Genomic DNA, 13742 nt, shown 5'->3' with positions numbered 1-13742 from the left:
TGCGTAATGGTACCGTTGGTGATGGTCATAAAGCTGGACACCTTCGCGCCCATCGCGGAGACCCGCGAGGCACCGGGGAACTGTCCAGACACTCGAACCATGTCCGACATCATCTGGGAAGATGGCGGAAAGTCAATCAAATTGCTTCACACGACGACCCAGCGCCACGCTGCTGCCCAGCCACAAACCCGAGCAGCCCACCGCGGCCAGGCCCACCGGAACCGCCAAAGCCGCGAAGGCCGTGGGTGCCCACACGCCCAGGAGGTCGCCGCCGCGGTAGATGAAGGTGTCGATGAAGGGCTTCGACTTGTAGCGCTCCTCGGGGCCCAGCGGAATGTAGAGGATCTCGCGGGCGGGACGGTCCACGGCGTAGTGCAGGCCCCGGCGCAGCACCTGGAACAGCGCCATCACCCCGAAGGTGGGCCAGGCCCACAGGGCGCCGAAGCCCGCCAGGCTCAGCACCGGGAGGATGGACAGCACCACGGGGACGCCCAGGGCCGTGATGAGGCGGCCCGTGAAGAACACCTGGGTGACCAGGGTGAGGACGTTCACCCAGAGGTCGATGCGGGCGAAGGCCGCCGTGCGCGCCGCCGTGCCGTGGAAGGTGCGCTCGACGATGGCGCCCTGCTGGAGGTAGAGGAAGGTGCTCGTGATGGTGAAGAGCAGGATGTAGGCGCAGATAAGCTGGAGGTAGCGGGAGGTGGCGATGAGGCGCAGGCCCGCCAGCAGGCCCGGCCCCGGCTCCCGCGCCCCGTGGGCCACATCGCCCAGGGCGAAGATCGCCGCCAGCCGCTTCACGCACTGCACGGCCAGTTCCAGCGTCAGCGCGGAGAGCAGCAGGAGGGAGAGGGGATCCACCTTCACCTGGAGGCCGCCCAGGGCGGCGCCCTTCGTCAGGGCCCCCGTCACCGCCGCGCCGGCGATGGCGCCCAGGCTCCCGCCCATGGCTATGAACCCGAAGAGCCGCTTGCCTTGCCCCTCCGACCACACGTCGGACATGAGGCCCCAGAACACGGACACGACGAAGAGGTTGAAGACGCTGAGCCAGATGTAGAAGGCGTAGCCCAGCGCCGCGCCGCCGTGGCCCGGCAGCAGGCGGAAGGCCAGGAAGAAGGCCGCCATGTTCAGCGCGAAGAAGCGGTAGGCCCAGGGGATGAAGCGCCGGCGCGGCAGCCGCGACACCAGGGCCGCGAAGGCCGGGTTCGCCAGGGCCATGGCCAGCAGGGTGCCCGTCATGAGCCAGGGCAGCTTGTCCGCGCCCCGGGCGATGCCCATGGCCTCGCGCACGGGCCGCAGCAGGTAGTAGCCGAAGAGCAGCAGGAAGAAATACAGAGAGGACCAGGCCAGAGCCGGGGCCTCGCCCTCCTCCAGCATCACGAGGCGGCGGAGCAGGCGGGCGGGCGTCATGGGACTCCGGAAAAGATGTTGCGGGTGCGAACGGAAGGAGTATATATCGATTCACGATGCATCAATCTCATCCTGTCCGCCGGAGGTTCCCATGACCGTCTCCCGCCGCGAGTTCCTCCAGTGGTCCGCCGCTGCCTCGGCCCTGGCCGCCACCGGCCTGGACCTGTCCGCCGCCCCCGCTGATCGAGCGGCCAAGGCCGCCCCCAAGCGCATCCTCATCCTGGGCGGCACGGGCTTCCTGGGCCCCGCCACCATCGAGATCGCCCAGAGCCGCGGCCACCACGTGACCATGTTCAACCGCGGGAAGACGCGCCCCGACCTCTTCCCCGGCGTGGAGAAGCTGCACGGCGACCGGGACCCCAAGAAGGGCGAAGGCCTGAAGGCCCTGGAGACGGGCACCTGGGACGCCGTCATCGACAACAGCGCCTACTACCCGCGCATGGTGGCCGCCTCCGCCGGCCTGCTGGCTCCGCGCGTGAAGCAGTACCTGATCATCTCCAGCATCAGCGCCTACAAGGAGCCCAACCCCGAGAACGGCACCGAGGATGCGCCCCTGGCCACCCTGGCTGATCCCGCCGTGGAGGAGATGGGCAAGGAGTTCCAGAACTACGGCGGGCTCAAGGCCCTCTGCGAGCAGGCGGCCCAGAAGGCCCTGCCCGGCCGCGCGGCGGTCATCCGCCCCGGCTACATCGTGGGCCCCGACGACCCCTCCGGCCGCTTCACCTACTGGCCCGTGCGCTTCGACAGGGGCGGCGAGCTCGCCGTGCCCGGCGGCGCCTCGGACCCGGTGCAGATCATCGACGTGCGCGACCTGGCCGCCTGGCTGGTGCACCTGGTCGAGCGTGGCACCGTGGGCACCTTCAACGCCTGCGGCCCGGAGAAGCGCCTGGCCTGGGGCAGCCTGGTGGAGGCCTTCCAGAAGGGTGGGAACGCGAATGCCAAGCCCGTGTGGATCCCCACGGACTTCCTCGCCAAGCAGAAGGACATCGAGTTCCCCATCTGGGCCCCCTACGCGGGCGAGACCAAGGGCTTCCACACCTGGCGCAACGACCGGGCCGTGAAGGCCGGCCTGCGCTTCCGCCCCGCCCTCGAGACCGTCAAGGACACCCTGGCCTGGTACAAGACCCAGGAGAAGGTGGAGAAGGGCCGCACCCGTCTCGCCGGTCCCAGCGCCGAGCAGGAGGCCAAGCTCATCGCAGCCTGGCGCGAGGCCTCTAAAGCCAAGGGCTGACCGGATCCGCCCCGCCGTGGACGCAGGCCCCATGCGACAATGGCCTGCATCCACGGCGAGCGACAAGGATCCCCATGACCTCCCAGCCCGATAAAGCGCCCAAGAAGGACAAGCCGAAGAAGCAGACGCCGGAGCAGCGCCAGGAGCTCATGCGCTACAACCGCATGATGTACGGTCCCACGGCGAAGGAGATGAAGCCCGCCGTGAAGAAGGTCAACTTCGGGGCGGCCTACCTGGATCACCCGAAGTTCCAGAGCCTGATGACCGCCTTCAAGCGGGGCACGGCCTTCAAGTTCGAGGTCACGGACAAGGGCAAGACCTACACCATCGCCACGGATGGAACGGACATCCTGTTCAACGGGAAGACCATCTTCTATTCCCGCCCCATGAACAAGTACGAGGACCACCTGCTCCTCGACCGCGTCTCCATGACCCAGTACCAGACGACGGATGCGCTCATCCACCTGGCCTTCGCCGTGCTGCGAAGCCTCCCGGAGCTCGCCGGGCATTCGCTGGTCTACATGCAGCACCAGTTCTACTACGGCGCCGAGCCCCTGGAGGACGGCGTGGCCCAGCAGGGGCCCAACCTCCTGCTCGGCTCCTACCGGCACAACAAGGTCCCGGAGAAGACCCGGGGCTAGACGCCGGCCGAGCGGCTCAGTTCTGGATGTAGTGCACCAGCTGATCGATGGTGAACTGCTGGTCGGAGATGGTTTCCTTCACCAGGTCGCCGATGGAGAGGATGCCCAGCACCTCGTTGTCCTCCGAAAGGACCGGCAGGTGGCGGATGTGCTTGCCCGTCATGAGGGCCATGCACTCCTCCACGGACTCCCCCAGGGTCACGCAGCTCACCCGCTCGCTCATGATCTCCCGCACGAGGGTGTCCTTCGAGGACTTGCCCTTGAGGATGATCTTCCGCGCGTAGTCCCGCTCCGAGAAGATCCCCACCAGGCGACCTCCTTCCAGCACCAGCAGGGCGCCGATGTCGTGCTGGGCCAGCAGGGTCAGCGCGGTGAACACCGTGTCGTCGGGGCCTACCGACACCAGGGCCTTCTTGCCTTGGATCAACTGGGCGAGTGGTCGCATGCGTGCCTCCCGGCGCCGGACTGGATGGAATGGATGGCCCTGACTATACGGCCAAGGGGGGCTCAGTGGGACCCTCCGGTTCGGGGAATTCGTGATCCTTGGCGTGGATTTTCCCGGGACAACGCATTTATGATGCATGGGTCAGCTTTTTGAAAGCCTGCCCGGACCTGCGCTCAGGGCCGCGGAATGCCTCGAAGGATCGCCCATGTCCCTCCCCCGGAAACTCAAGGATCACGCCGCCCGCCAAGCCGAAGCCACGGAGCCCCATCCGGAGGCGGCCCGGAAGCAGGCTGCCCAGGGCAAGCTCCTGGCCCGGGAGCGCATCACCGCCATCCTCGATCCCGAGTCCTTCCATGAGTACGACCTCTTCGTGGAACACAAGTGCTCCGACTTCGGCATGGCCAAGAAGCAGCTGCCCGGAGACGGCGTCATCACCGGCACGGGCACCATCGCGGGCCACCCGGTGGCCATCTACGCGCAGGACTTCACCGTGGCCGGCGGCAGCCTGGGCCTGGCCCACGCCCGCAAGATCACCAAGATCATGGACCACGCCATCAAGCTGGGCATCCCCCTCATCGGCATCAACGATTCCGGCGGGGCCCGCATCCAGGAGGGAGTGAACTCCCTGGCGGGCTATGGCGAGATCTTCTACCGCAACACCCTGGCATCGGGCGTCATCCCCCAGATCTCCATCATCCTGGGCCCCTGCGCGGGCGGAGCGGTGTACTCCCCGGCCCTCACGGACTTCGTCTTCGTGGTGGACAAGATCTCCAAGATGTTCATCACGGGCCCGGAGGTCATCAAGACCGTGCTGGGCGAGGAGATCTCCATGGAGGACCTGGGCGGGGCCCGGGTGCAGTCCGAGATCTCGGGCAATGCCCATTTCTATGCGGAAAGCGAGGCCACGTGCTTCGAGCAGGTGAAGCGCCTGGTCACCTTCATCCCCTGGAACAACCGCAAGAAGGCCGACCCCTTCAATACCAGCCCCTCCCGCACCGAGGAGGACCTGGAGCGCATCATCCCCTCCGAGGCCCACCGGCCCTACGATGTGCGCGACGTGCTGCGGGCCGTCTGCGACGGCTCGGACTTCATGGAGGTCCAGGCCCTCTGGGCCGCCAACATCGTGGTGGGGTTCGCCCGCATGAACGGCCGCACCGTGGGCATGGTGGCCAACCAGCCCGCCGTGCTGGCCGGCGTCCTCGATGTGGACAGCTCGGACAAGGCCGCGAGGTTCATCCGCTTCTGCGACGCCTTCAACATCCCCCTGGTGACCTTCGTGGACCTGCCGGGCTACCTGCCGGGCGTGGACCAGGAGCACGCCGGGGTCATCCGCCACGGCGCCAAACTGCTCTACGCCTACAGCGAGGCCACGGTCCCCAAGATCACGGTCATCCTGCGCAAGGCCTACGGAGGCGGCTACATCGCCATGTGCTCCCGCCACCTGGGCGCCGACTTCGTCTTCGCCTGGCCCTGCGCCGAGATCGCCGTCATGGGCCCCGAGGGCGCCGCCAACATCATCTTCAAGGGCGAGATCGCCGCCGCGGCCGATCCCGAGGCCTTCCGGAAGCAGAAGGTCCAGGAATACACCGAGAAATTCGCCAGCCCCTACGTCGCCGCGGCCAATGGGCATGTGGATGCGGTCATCGCCCCCCGGCAGACCCGCGACTTCCTGCTCCACGCCCTGGCGATCTCCGAGCAGAAGGACGAGCCGCGGCCCGCCCGGAAGCACGGCGTGCCCCCCTTCTGAGCGAGCCTCCATGACCACGCGCCAGACCCTCACCCTGAACGACACCGTCTACGAAACGGCCCACACCCGGAAGTACACCCTCCGGAAGGCCTACACACCCAGGGACCCGGGCCGGATCACGGCCTTCATCCCCGGCCTCGTCCTGGAAGTCCTCGTGAAGCCCGGGGACCTCGTGCGCCGCGGCCAGAGCCTTCTCGTCCTCGAGGCCATGAAGATGCAGAATCACGTGGCGGCCCCCTCGGACGGCACCGTGCTCGACGTGACCGCGGCCCCCGGCGCGACCGTGGCCAAGGGGCAGCTGCTGGTGACCCTCCGGACGGCCTCTGACACTCTGTAAACCGGGGTTCGGGCCGGCCCCTTCCGGACCGCCGTCACCCCGGCGGGCGGCTACCCTGGGGCCTGGATTCGCTTCGGAGGACCCCATGGCCGTCAACCTCAAGGGACGCAGCTTTCTCACGCTGATGGACTTCACCCCCCTGGAGGTGCGCTACCTCCTGGACCTTTCCCGGGACCTGAAGGCCAAGAAGCGCATGGGCCTCCACGGCGAGGCCCTGAAGGGCAAGAACATCGTGCTGCTCTTCGAGAAGACCAGTACCCGCACCCGCTGCGCCTTCGAGGTCGGCGCGCTCGAGGAAGGCGCCCACGTGACCTTCCTGGACAGCGCCAGCTCCCAGGTCGGCAAGAAGGAATCCATTGAGGACAGCGCCAAGGTGCTGGGTCGCTTCTACGACGGCATCGAGTACCGCGGCTACAAGCAGGAAGTCGTGGAGGCCCTGGCCCAGCACAGCGGCGTGCCCGTGTGGAACGGCCTCACGGACACCGACCACCCGACGCAGATCCTCGCCGACTTCCTCACCATCGAAGAGCACGTGGCCAAGCCCCTGAACAAGGTGAAGCTGGTATTTTGCGGCGACATCCGCAACAACATGAGCTACGCCCTCATGTACGGCGCCGCCAAGACCGGCATGCACATGGTGGCCCTGGGGCCGAACGACCTCGCCCCCGATCCCGCCGTGCTGGCCGCCGCCCGCAAGGCCGCCGAGGAGACCGGCGCCACCATCGAGGTCACCGATGACGTCGCCGCCGCCGTCAAGGACGCCGATGTGCTCTACACCGATGTCTGGGCCAGCATGGGCGAGGAGGACCAGATCCCCCAGCGCGTGAAGCTGCTCACGCCCTTCAAGGTCACGATGGAGATGGTGCAGAAGACCGGCAACCCGGACGTGAAGTTCCTCCACTGCCTGCCCGCCTTCCACGACTTCGAGACCAAGCTGGCCAAGGAGCAGAAGGCTCTCGGCCACGACATCCGCGAGGTGACGGACGAGGTCTTCCGGTCCCGCCACAGCGTGGTTTTCGACGAAGCCGAGAATCGCATGCACACCATCAAGGCCGTCATGGTGGCGACCATCGGGTAGGGGACGACCCAGCCCCATCGGTTGTTTCACCGCAGAGAACGCAGAGAGCGCAGAGGATATTTTTCTCCTTGTTCTCGGCGTTCTCTCCGGTTGGCGTTTGAAGGTGTTGCCGCGGACCACCCGGTGCTATGGTGGGACCACCCATTCCACGGAGGTCCCCATGCGCGCAGCCCGGCTGTTCATCGTACCTGTACTCGCGGCCCTGTCCCTAGCGGCCCAGGAGCCTCCCCTCTCCGGCGCCTGGACCCAGACCAAGGCCGATGACATCGCCGCGGCCATCGACGCCACGGTGAAGGAGATGGCCTTCTACAAGCGACCCATCGCCCGAGGGCGGCTCAGGAAGCTGAACCCCGCCTACCGGAAGGTCACCATCACCATCACCGACAAGGGCGTGGCCGTGAAGCTGGACGACCGGGCCCCCATCCTCATGCCCGCCGGCGGCAAGGCCGCGCCCTGGACCCGCGAGGACGGCGAGAAGTTCATGGTGGCCGCCCAGGTGGGCAAGGACCAGCTCGTCCAGACCTTCAAGAACGAGGACGGCGAGCGCACCAACCTCTTCAAGCTGAGCCCCGACGGCAAGGCGCTGACCCTCACCGCCACAGTGAAGAGCCCCCAGCTGCCGAAGCCTCTGACGTACTCGATCAGCTTCGGGCGATAGACATCGGTGAGTTTCGGTTAATCCCTTATTAGGGCCCCTCCACGGACGTCGATCAACAAAATACACGAAGAATTCCGGAAGCGAACCTGAGAACGCCCATCAGGGGTAACCATGAAACGAAGTGTTTCGTATGCCGTAATCTTCGTCGGACTCTTCTTGGGTTGCGCGACTACGCCCGTTGCAGTTCCGAATGCTCGGCCGATCGAGGCAAATCGAATCTTGGAATTCAAGGCACCCACAGAAGAGCGATCAGCTCATATCGTAGTGATTCGAGACGAAGGATTCGGTGGCAGTGGTTGCTTCTATGCAGTCCATATAAATGGGGTGCTTGCTGCCCGAATGGCGGTAGCGGAGCGTGTGGATCTTTTCGTGCCTCCGGGAGAAATTCTGTTCCGAGTCGGCAGAGATCCGTTAGGTCGTGGCCTTTGTGCGGTCGGCAGCGATAATTGGACACAGCGAGAATCGGTAATAAAGGCCGGTGAAACCAAGTTCTACCGGCTATCCATTGATGCAAATGGGAAATGCGATATTTTCAGAACAGACCAATAAACCCTTTATTCGCCTTAAGCTCGCCTAGCCTTCCGCTCCACTCGGGCCCGTTCAGCATTGCGTTCCGCTCTCCCAACTTTTCGCTTCCTTGATTCCGTTCAGCGCATCAGTACGGGCGGGTTGGATTCGCTTCGTTCGTCAACCATTCGATCACCTCGTCATCGTGATGGCACTCAACTCTCCTTTGCCGGCGCCGTGAATAGCTACAGGTCACCCGAGCCACCAACCCATCCTATTTCAGGCGGTAGAATCCCACCTGGCAGGTCAGTTCAGGGACTCAACAGTTCTGGGAGGCAGTCCCATGAAGCACCCTGTAGAGTTCCTCGCACTCTCCATGGCCGTGTTTCTGGCCTCGTGTCACCCGTCACCTGTCTCTCAACCATTCCCCAGCGACGCGAACGCCAAGATCGTCCTTGATTTCCTTAACGCCTACGGCCGCCGGGATCTCGAGGGGATGATGCGGTGCCTGACCGAGGACGCCGTCTTCCAGGGGTCCGGCGGAACCCTTTCGAAGCCGCAGATCCGGGCCTTCTTCCAGACCACCTTCCGCAAGCACCCCGACCTCCGCGTGGAGGTCGGGACGTTGACGGTGGTCCAGGGCTCGATCCAGGCCCGGGTCAAGGTCCAAACCGACGCCATCTGGTCTGACACCTGGATCTTCGAGATGCGGGACCACAAGATCCGCGCCTATTCGCTCGCCTCGGGGAAACGCTAGGTTCCCCGCACGGTCCCAGCGGCCCCTGACAAGCTCACTTCGTGAGCGTCAGGGCGTCCAGCTCCCGCCCTTCGGCATCCAGTTGCCGCAGCCTCAACTCGCGGCCGTCCACGTCCAGCACCGTGAAGGAATGCCGGTCGGAGACGAAGGCGCGGGTCCAGGGCTGCCAGCTGGCGCGGACATCCGTCTGCCAGCGGTCGTAGAGCTCGGCCCCGCCGGCGCCCGTGACGATGTGGACGACGCCCTTCGCCCGGGTGATCGTCTTGCCGTCGAAGGCCTCGTCGACGGTGAAGGTGCCCTCCACCGGCCTGCCCCGGGGCCCCACCTTCGTGGGCGTGAAGCGGAGGGGAGCCGTCCGCTGGTAGTTGTGGACATGGCCGGCCAGCACCAGGTCCACGCCGTACTTCTCGAGGACGGGGCTGATGGGGCGCATCCACTGGTCATCCATGTGGCTGCGGGAGCTCTGGAACAGGGGGTGGTGGAGGGCCACGATGCGCCAGGTGGCCGCCTTCGCGGCCTTCAGGTCGGCTTCCAGCCAGGCCCTCAGGACCGGGCTCGTCCAATCCGTGTAGACGTTGGAATCCAGCACGGTCCAGTGGACCCTGCCGTAGTCGAAGCTGTAGCTGGCCATGCGGGGAAAGGCCGGACCCGCGGCAGCCACCATGGCATCGTGCACGCCGGCCACGACGGGCGCGGCGTTCGGCCCGCCGGGCTCCAGGGCGGGCCCGTTCAGGGGCAGGGACCAGTAGGCGAAATAGGCGGCCGCATCCGGTGCGCGGCGGAACGGCACGTCGTGATTGCCGGGCAGGCCCAGGAACGGCACCTGCGCCATGAGCGGGCGGGAGCCGCCGTTGTAGATCGGGAAGAAGCGTTGGCGGTACTCGGAGGCCAGGCCCATGCCATAGACCAGGTCCCCGACAAGGAGGACTGCGTCCGGATGCGCGCCCGCCACGGCCTGCGCGAGGGCCGCCTGTTCACGCGACCCGTCCGCCGCATCCCCGAACACCACCATCCGATGGGCGTCAGGCTTGCGCACTTGCGCCTGAGCCTCGAACACCACCGCGCCATCCCGCTTCACCCGGTAGGGCACGCGGGCCCCCGGCGGCAGGTCCTTCAGGGTGGCCCGGTAGATGCGGTGGGGCGGCAGGGGCGGCGCATCCAGCCGCCGGAAGGCGGGCGGCAGGGGCTTCCAGCGGCCGCCGGCCTTCACCTCCACGCGCCAGGCGGCGTCGCGATCCTCGGTCTGCCACAACAGATCCAGCCGGTCCACAGCCGCCGCCTTCGGAGCATCACCCAGCTGCAGGTAGGGCTGCACCAGGAAGACCTCCTGGGCCCGGAGGAGCGAGGCAAGGAGGAGGAGGAGGATGGCCAGGCGCATCCTTCCAGGGTAGGTGGTCCTCCCTGGAGGCTCCAGACGATCCGGGCCTTGCCTGTGCCCAGGAAGGCCTTATGCTCCAAGCGCCGGCCGTCCTCGCCTGGCTGTCCCGCCACTGGAGGTCGTATGCCCAAGCCCCTGGCGTCCCTCGTCCCGAGCATCGAGAAGCGGGAATGCACGTGGACCGAGCTGCAGGAGCGGCTCGCGCGCTCCCATCAAAGGCGGATCCTGCCCACCATCACCATCTCCAGGGAGTTCGGTTGCCAGGGCTATCCCCTGGCCCTCCACCTGAAGACCCTCCTCGACGAGGTGACAGGCCTGCCCTGGACCATCTTCGACAAGGCGCTGGTGGATCAGGTGGCCTCTGACGAAAAGCTCTCCCGGGAGCTCCTGGCCCACCTCGGGAACGAAAGCCACGCCCAGGATGTCCTCCGGACACATTTCGGCTTCCTCACCCACGATGACGCCTACGCCAAGGTGGTGCAGCACCTGGTCCCCATCGCCATGGCCGGGGGCGCGATCATCGTCGGCCGGGGCGGGGCTGTCGTCTGCCAGGACATGAAGAACTGCTTCCATTTCCGCCTGGTGGGCAGCTTCGATTTCCGCGTACGATCCATCGCGCGTCGCCTCGAGATGCCCATGGAGGACGCCGGGGACGTGGTCCGGGTCCAGTCCAAGCTGCGGGAGAAGTTCATCAGCGAGTGCCTGCACACGGACATCACCTCCTTCCACTGGTACGACGCCGTCTTCAACAACGGACGACAGCGGGTGGAAAGCGTCGCCCAGGCGTGCCTCCGGCTTGTCGAATGCGGCTGGCCTGATCTGAAGGGCGGCTACAAGGCCGGCCCCGCGCACCCGACCCTGGTCGGCTCCTGAGTGGCGCGACCTTTCCCGAACAAGGAACCGGGCGCCGTCGGCGCCCGGTTCTGCGGAACGGAAGGATGGCCGCTAGTGCGCACCCACCGCGGTCAGCAGCCGCGAGCCTTGGGCGTAGCAGGTCTTGTGGGTGATGTGATGCTCGAACTCGTGGCGGAACTTCTGGAGCGCCGAGTCCATGGGGCCGCAGGCGGCGTCGCCGAGGGGACACAGCGTCCGCAGGCCGATGCGGGGCGTGAGGCTGGCCAGCAGGTCCAGGTCCTCCATGCGGCCCTCGCCGTGCTCGATGCGGTAGAGCACCATCTCCATCCAGTTGCAGCCTTCGCGGCAGGGCGTGCACTGGCCGCAGCTCTCGTGGGCGTAGAAGCGGATCAGGCGCAGGGTGGCCTGCACCATGCAGGTGTCCTCGTCCATGCAGATGAGGCCGCCGGAGCCGGCCATGGAGCCCCGCGCCTTCACGGTGTCGAAGTCCAGCGGGCAGTCGAAGTCCTTCTCGTCGAACATGGGGGCGCTGGCGCCGCCGGGGATGATCGCCTTGATCTTCTTGCCGGTGCTGGAGCCGCCCGCCAGCTCGTTCACGACGAAGTCCATGGGCGTGCCCAGGGGCAGCTCGAAGAGGCCCGGGCGCTTCACGTGGCCGCTGACGCCGAAGATGCGGGTGCCCGTGTTCTTGGGCGTGCCCAGCTTGGCGTACTCGGCGCCGCCCATGCGGAGGATGGGGGGCACGGCCGCGAGCGTCTCCACGTTGTTCACGGTGGTGGGCTGGCCGAAGGCGCCCTTGGCCGCCGGAAAGGGCGGCTTCACGCGGGGCTCGCCCCGGCGGCCCTCCAGCGAGTTCAGCAGGGCCGTCTCCTCGCCGCAGATGTAGGCGCCGGCGCCGCGGTAGACGAGGATGTCGTAGTCCCAGCCCGTGCCCAGGATGTTCTTGCCGAGGTAGCCGGCGTCGCGGGCCTGCTGGATGGCGGCCTCCAGCTTCTCGATGAGCCAGAGGAACTCGCCGCGGATGTAGACGAAGCCCAGCTTGCACTGCATGGCCCAGCCGCCGATGATCATGCCCTCGATGAGCTGGTGCGGGTTGTACTCGAGGATGGCGCGGTCCTTGAAGGTGCCGGGCTCGCCCTCGTCGCCATTGCAGACGAGGTAGCGCGTGAACTTCCGCTCGGGCGTGTCCTTGGGCATGAAGGACCACTTCAGGCCGCAGGGGAAGCCCGCGCCGCCGCGGCCGCGGATGCCGGAGGTCTTCATCTCCTCGACCACGGCCACCGGCTCCATTTTCAACGCGGCCTTCAGGGCCACGTAGCCCTCGTGCTTCTGCTCGTAGACCTTGAGGTGCCAGTTGTCCAGGTCCCCCGCCCCGCGGAGCATCAGGTTCGGGTACTTGTCCGTGCCGAAGCCGGGGAAGGTGTAGATCTGGGGATCGGGCTTGGTGCGAATGGCGGCCATTGGGTTACCTCGATTGGCTGCGAAGACGGCTTTGCCGGCTGAGAAGCGGGGGCCAGGGGGAACATCGCGAGCAGCGCGAGCAGGCAGTTCCACCTGACAACATCAATGTGCCCAAGGCCGGTAATCGCCCCGCTTGCAGGCTTCCATGACCTCGATGAGCTTCTTCTCGTCCACGAACTCGTCGTAGACATCGTGGTTCACCTGCACGCAGGGGCCGCTGCCGCAGCCGGCGAGGCACTCGACCTCCTCCACGCTCCACATCCCGTCGGCGCTGGGGCCCTGGCCGGGCTTCACGCCGGTCTTCTCGCAGACCTTCTCCAGCAGCTGGGCGGCGCCGCGCAGGGCGCAGCTGATGTTGGTGCAGACCTGGAGGTGGAACTGACCCACCGGGGCCTTCTGGTACATCGTGTAGAAGGTGGCGACGCCGAAGACATGGCCCTCGGGGATGCCGATGGCCTTGGCCACGGCCTTCATGGCCGAGAGGCTCACGAAGCCGAACTCGCGCTGGGCGATGTGCAGGGCCGGCAGCGTGGCCGCGAGCTTGTCCGGGAACTTGACCATGAGGGCCTGGATCTCCGCCAGGGCTTCCGGGCTGAATTCCTTTCGCTCGGATTCCGGCAGCCGCTGGCCCGGGGCCAGGGGCTCGTTCGAGGTCTCGGGAGGCAGAGGATGGTTCATGGGCGCGCTCGCATGAACGGCCAGTTTAGCCCAAAGACGCTGGGGGGCACCGGGGTAAACCCCTGTGCCCCCCATCACGAAACGGGATGCCCGGTTACTTCTGGGCGGTCTGGGCGACCTTGCCGGCCTCGGCGTTCAGGCTGACGGCGACGGTCTCGCCGATGACGCCGGGGAAGGTCTTGATGCCGTACTCGTTGCGGTTGAGGCTGAGGGCCCCGTCGATGAAGCCTGCCACCACGCTGCCGGGCGCCATGCCGGGCTGGGTCCCCGCGTTGGTGATGGGGAAGGTGATGCGCTTGGTCACGCCATGCAGGGTGAAGTCGCCGGTGATCTCCAGCTTGCCCTTGGCCACTTCCTTCACGGAGGTGCTCTTGAAGGTGATGGTGGGGTACTTCGCCACGTCGAAGAAGTCCGGGGACTTCAGGTGCTTGTCGCGGGCCTCGTTGTCCGTGGTCAGGCTGGCGGCATCGATGGTGACGGCCACGCTGGACTTGCTGATGTCGGCGGTGTCGACCTGGATGGTGCCTTCGAACTTCGTGAAGCGGCCGCTGACCTTGGCGAG

At 66.5% G+C, this 13742-nt stretch carries 14 protein-coding genes; 8 read left to right on the top strand and 6 right to left on the bottom strand.

All coding sequences use genetic code 11. The annotated features are described in order from the left end of the window. Positions 1-132: 132 nt before the first annotated feature. Complete coding sequence (locus tag ML539_RS09310; RefSeq protein ID WP_243322794.1) at positions 133-1407, bottom strand: hypothetical protein; 1275 nt, start codon at positions 1405-1407, stop codon at positions 133-135. A gap of 91 nt (positions 1408-1498) precedes the next feature. On the opposite strand from ML539_RS09310, the gene ML539_RS09305 reads away from it, so the two are divergent. Further along, the gene (locus ML539_RS09305; protein WP_243322793.1) at positions 1499-2638 is read left to right on the top strand and encodes a twin-arginine translocation signal domain-containing protein; all 1140 of its coding nucleotides are present in this window, start codon (positions 1499-1501) and stop codon (positions 2636-2638) included. A gap of 74 nt (positions 2639-2712) precedes the next feature. Next, positions 2713-3279: a hypothetical protein gene (locus ML539_RS09300; RefSeq protein ID WP_243322792.1), complete on the top strand. Its 567-nt coding sequence runs from the start codon at positions 2713-2715 to the stop codon at positions 3277-3279. Between the two features lie 16 nt (positions 3280-3295). Here ML539_RS09300 and ML539_RS09295 read toward each other — a convergent pair whose 3' ends face one another. Then, complete coding sequence (locus ML539_RS09295; RefSeq protein ID WP_243322791.1) at positions 3296-3724, bottom strand: CBS domain-containing protein; 429 nt, start codon at positions 3722-3724, stop codon at positions 3296-3298. A 205-nt stretch (positions 3725-3929) separates the two neighbouring features. Here ML539_RS09295 and ML539_RS09290 point away from each other — a divergent pair, with 205 nt between their 5' ends. The 5 genes from ML539_RS09290 to ML539_RS09270 all read left to right on the top strand — a co-directional run bounded on the left by ML539_RS09290 (position 3930) and on the right by ML539_RS09270 (position 8808). Beyond that, positions 3930-5471: an acyl-CoA carboxylase subunit beta gene (locus tag ML539_RS09290; protein WP_243322790.1), complete on the top strand. Its 1542-nt coding sequence runs from the start codon at positions 3930-3932 to the stop codon at positions 5469-5471. Between the two features lie 10 nt (positions 5472-5481). Further along, positions 5482-5808 carry an acetyl-CoA carboxylase biotin carboxyl carrier protein subunit gene (locus tag ML539_RS09285; RefSeq protein WP_243322789.1) on the top strand — a complete coding sequence of 109 codons (327 nt, stop codon included), beginning with the start codon at positions 5482-5484 and terminating at the stop codon, positions 5806-5808. 85 nt (positions 5809-5893) lie between these two features. Then, on the top strand, positions 5894-6886 hold the full coding sequence (gene argF, locus ML539_RS09280) for an ornithine carbamoyltransferase (RefSeq protein WP_243322788.1): 993 nt from the start codon (positions 5894-5896) through the stop codon (positions 6884-6886). Positions 6887-7046: 160 nt separating this feature from the next. After that, on the top strand, positions 7047-7544 hold the full coding sequence (locus ML539_RS09275; RefSeq protein ID WP_243322787.1) for a hypothetical protein: 498 nt from the start codon (positions 7047-7049) through the stop codon (positions 7542-7544). 850 nt (positions 7545-8394) lie between these two features. Continuing rightward, positions 8395-8808: a nuclear transport factor 2 family protein gene (locus ML539_RS09270; protein WP_243322786.1), complete on the top strand. Its 414-nt coding sequence runs from the start codon at positions 8395-8397 to the stop codon at positions 8806-8808. Between the two features lie 34 nt (positions 8809-8842). Here the strand turns inward: ML539_RS09270 and ML539_RS09265 are convergent, their stop codons facing one another. Then, positions 8843-10186: a metallophosphoesterase gene (locus ML539_RS09265; protein WP_243322785.1), complete on the bottom strand. Its 1344-nt coding sequence runs from the start codon at positions 10184-10186 to the stop codon at positions 8843-8845. Between the two features lie 123 nt (positions 10187-10309). On the opposite strand from ML539_RS09265, the gene ML539_RS09260 reads away from it, so the two are divergent. After that, on the top strand, positions 10310-11059 hold the full coding sequence (locus tag ML539_RS09260; RefSeq protein WP_243322784.1) for a cytidylate kinase-like family protein: 750 nt from the start codon (positions 10310-10312) through the stop codon (positions 11057-11059). A 72-nt stretch (positions 11060-11131) separates the two neighbouring features. On the opposite strand, the gene nuoF is transcribed toward ML539_RS09260, so the two are convergent. The 3 genes from nuoF to ML539_RS09245 all read right to left on the bottom strand — a co-directional run. Then, entirely contained in the window at positions 11132-12502 is a 1371-nt protein-coding gene (gene nuoF, locus ML539_RS09255; protein ID WP_243322783.1) for an NADH-quinone oxidoreductase subunit NuoF, read from the bottom strand. Between the two features lie 102 nt (positions 12503-12604). Beyond that, positions 12605-13180 (bottom strand): NAD(P)H-dependent oxidoreductase subunit E, encoded by a 576-nt coding sequence (locus ML539_RS09250; RefSeq protein WP_243322782.1) that lies wholly within the window; start codon positions 13178-13180, stop codon positions 12605-12607. Positions 13181-13274: 94 nt separating this feature from the next. Then, the coding region (locus tag ML539_RS09245; RefSeq protein WP_243322781.1) for a YceI family protein at positions 13275-13742 on the bottom strand (468 nt) is incomplete at its 5' end.

Source organism: Geothrix sp. SG200 (genome assembly GCF_022808935.1).
GTDB classification, from domain to species: Bacteria; Acidobacteriota; Holophagae; order Holophagales; family Holophagaceae; genus Geothrix; species Geothrix alkalitolerans.
The sequence above is the reverse complement of the archived record's forward strand: the minus strand, read 5'-3'. Positions and strand labels throughout refer to the sequence as shown.

Coding starts and splice junctions, on each gene's coding strand:
- ML539_RS09310 (WP_243322794.1), bottom strand. CDS start 1,407: ATGACGCCCGCCCGCCTGCTCCGCCGCCTCGTGATGCTGGAGGAGGGC.
- ML539_RS09305 (WP_243322793.1), top strand. CDS start 1,499: ATGACCGTCTCCCGCCGCGAGTTCCTCCAGTGGTCCGCCGCTGCCTCG.
- ML539_RS09300 (WP_243322792.1), top strand. CDS start 2,713: ATGACCTCCCAGCCCGATAAAGCGCCCAAGAAGGACAAGCCGAAGAAG.
- ML539_RS09295 (WP_243322791.1), bottom strand. CDS start 3,724: ATGCGACCACTCGCCCAGTTGATCCAAGGCAAGAAGGCCCTGGTGTCG.
- ML539_RS09290 (WP_243322790.1), top strand. CDS start 3,930: ATGTCCCTCCCCCGGAAACTCAAGGATCACGCCGCCCGCCAAGCCGAA.
- ML539_RS09285 (WP_243322789.1), top strand. CDS start 5,482: ATGACCACGCGCCAGACCCTCACCCTGAACGACACCGTCTACGAAACG.
- argF (WP_243322788.1), top strand. CDS start 5,894: ATGGCCGTCAACCTCAAGGGACGCAGCTTTCTCACGCTGATGGACTTC.
- ML539_RS09275 (WP_243322787.1), top strand. CDS start 7,047: ATGCGCGCAGCCCGGCTGTTCATCGTACCTGTACTCGCGGCCCTGTCC.
- ML539_RS09270 (WP_243322786.1), top strand. CDS start 8,395: ATGAAGCACCCTGTAGAGTTCCTCGCACTCTCCATGGCCGTGTTTCTG.
- ML539_RS09265 (WP_243322785.1), bottom strand. CDS start 10,186: ATGCGCCTGGCCATCCTCCTCCTCCTCCTTGCCTCGCTCCTCCGGGCC.
- ML539_RS09260 (WP_243322784.1), top strand. CDS start 10,310: ATGCCCAAGCCCCTGGCGTCCCTCGTCCCGAGCATCGAGAAGCGGGAA.
- nuoF (WP_243322783.1), bottom strand. CDS start 12,502: ATGGCCGCCATTCGCACCAAGCCCGATCCCCAGATCTACACCTTCCCC.
- ML539_RS09250 (WP_243322782.1), bottom strand. CDS start 13,180: ATGAACCATCCTCTGCCTCCCGAGACCTCGAACGAGCCCCTGGCCCCG.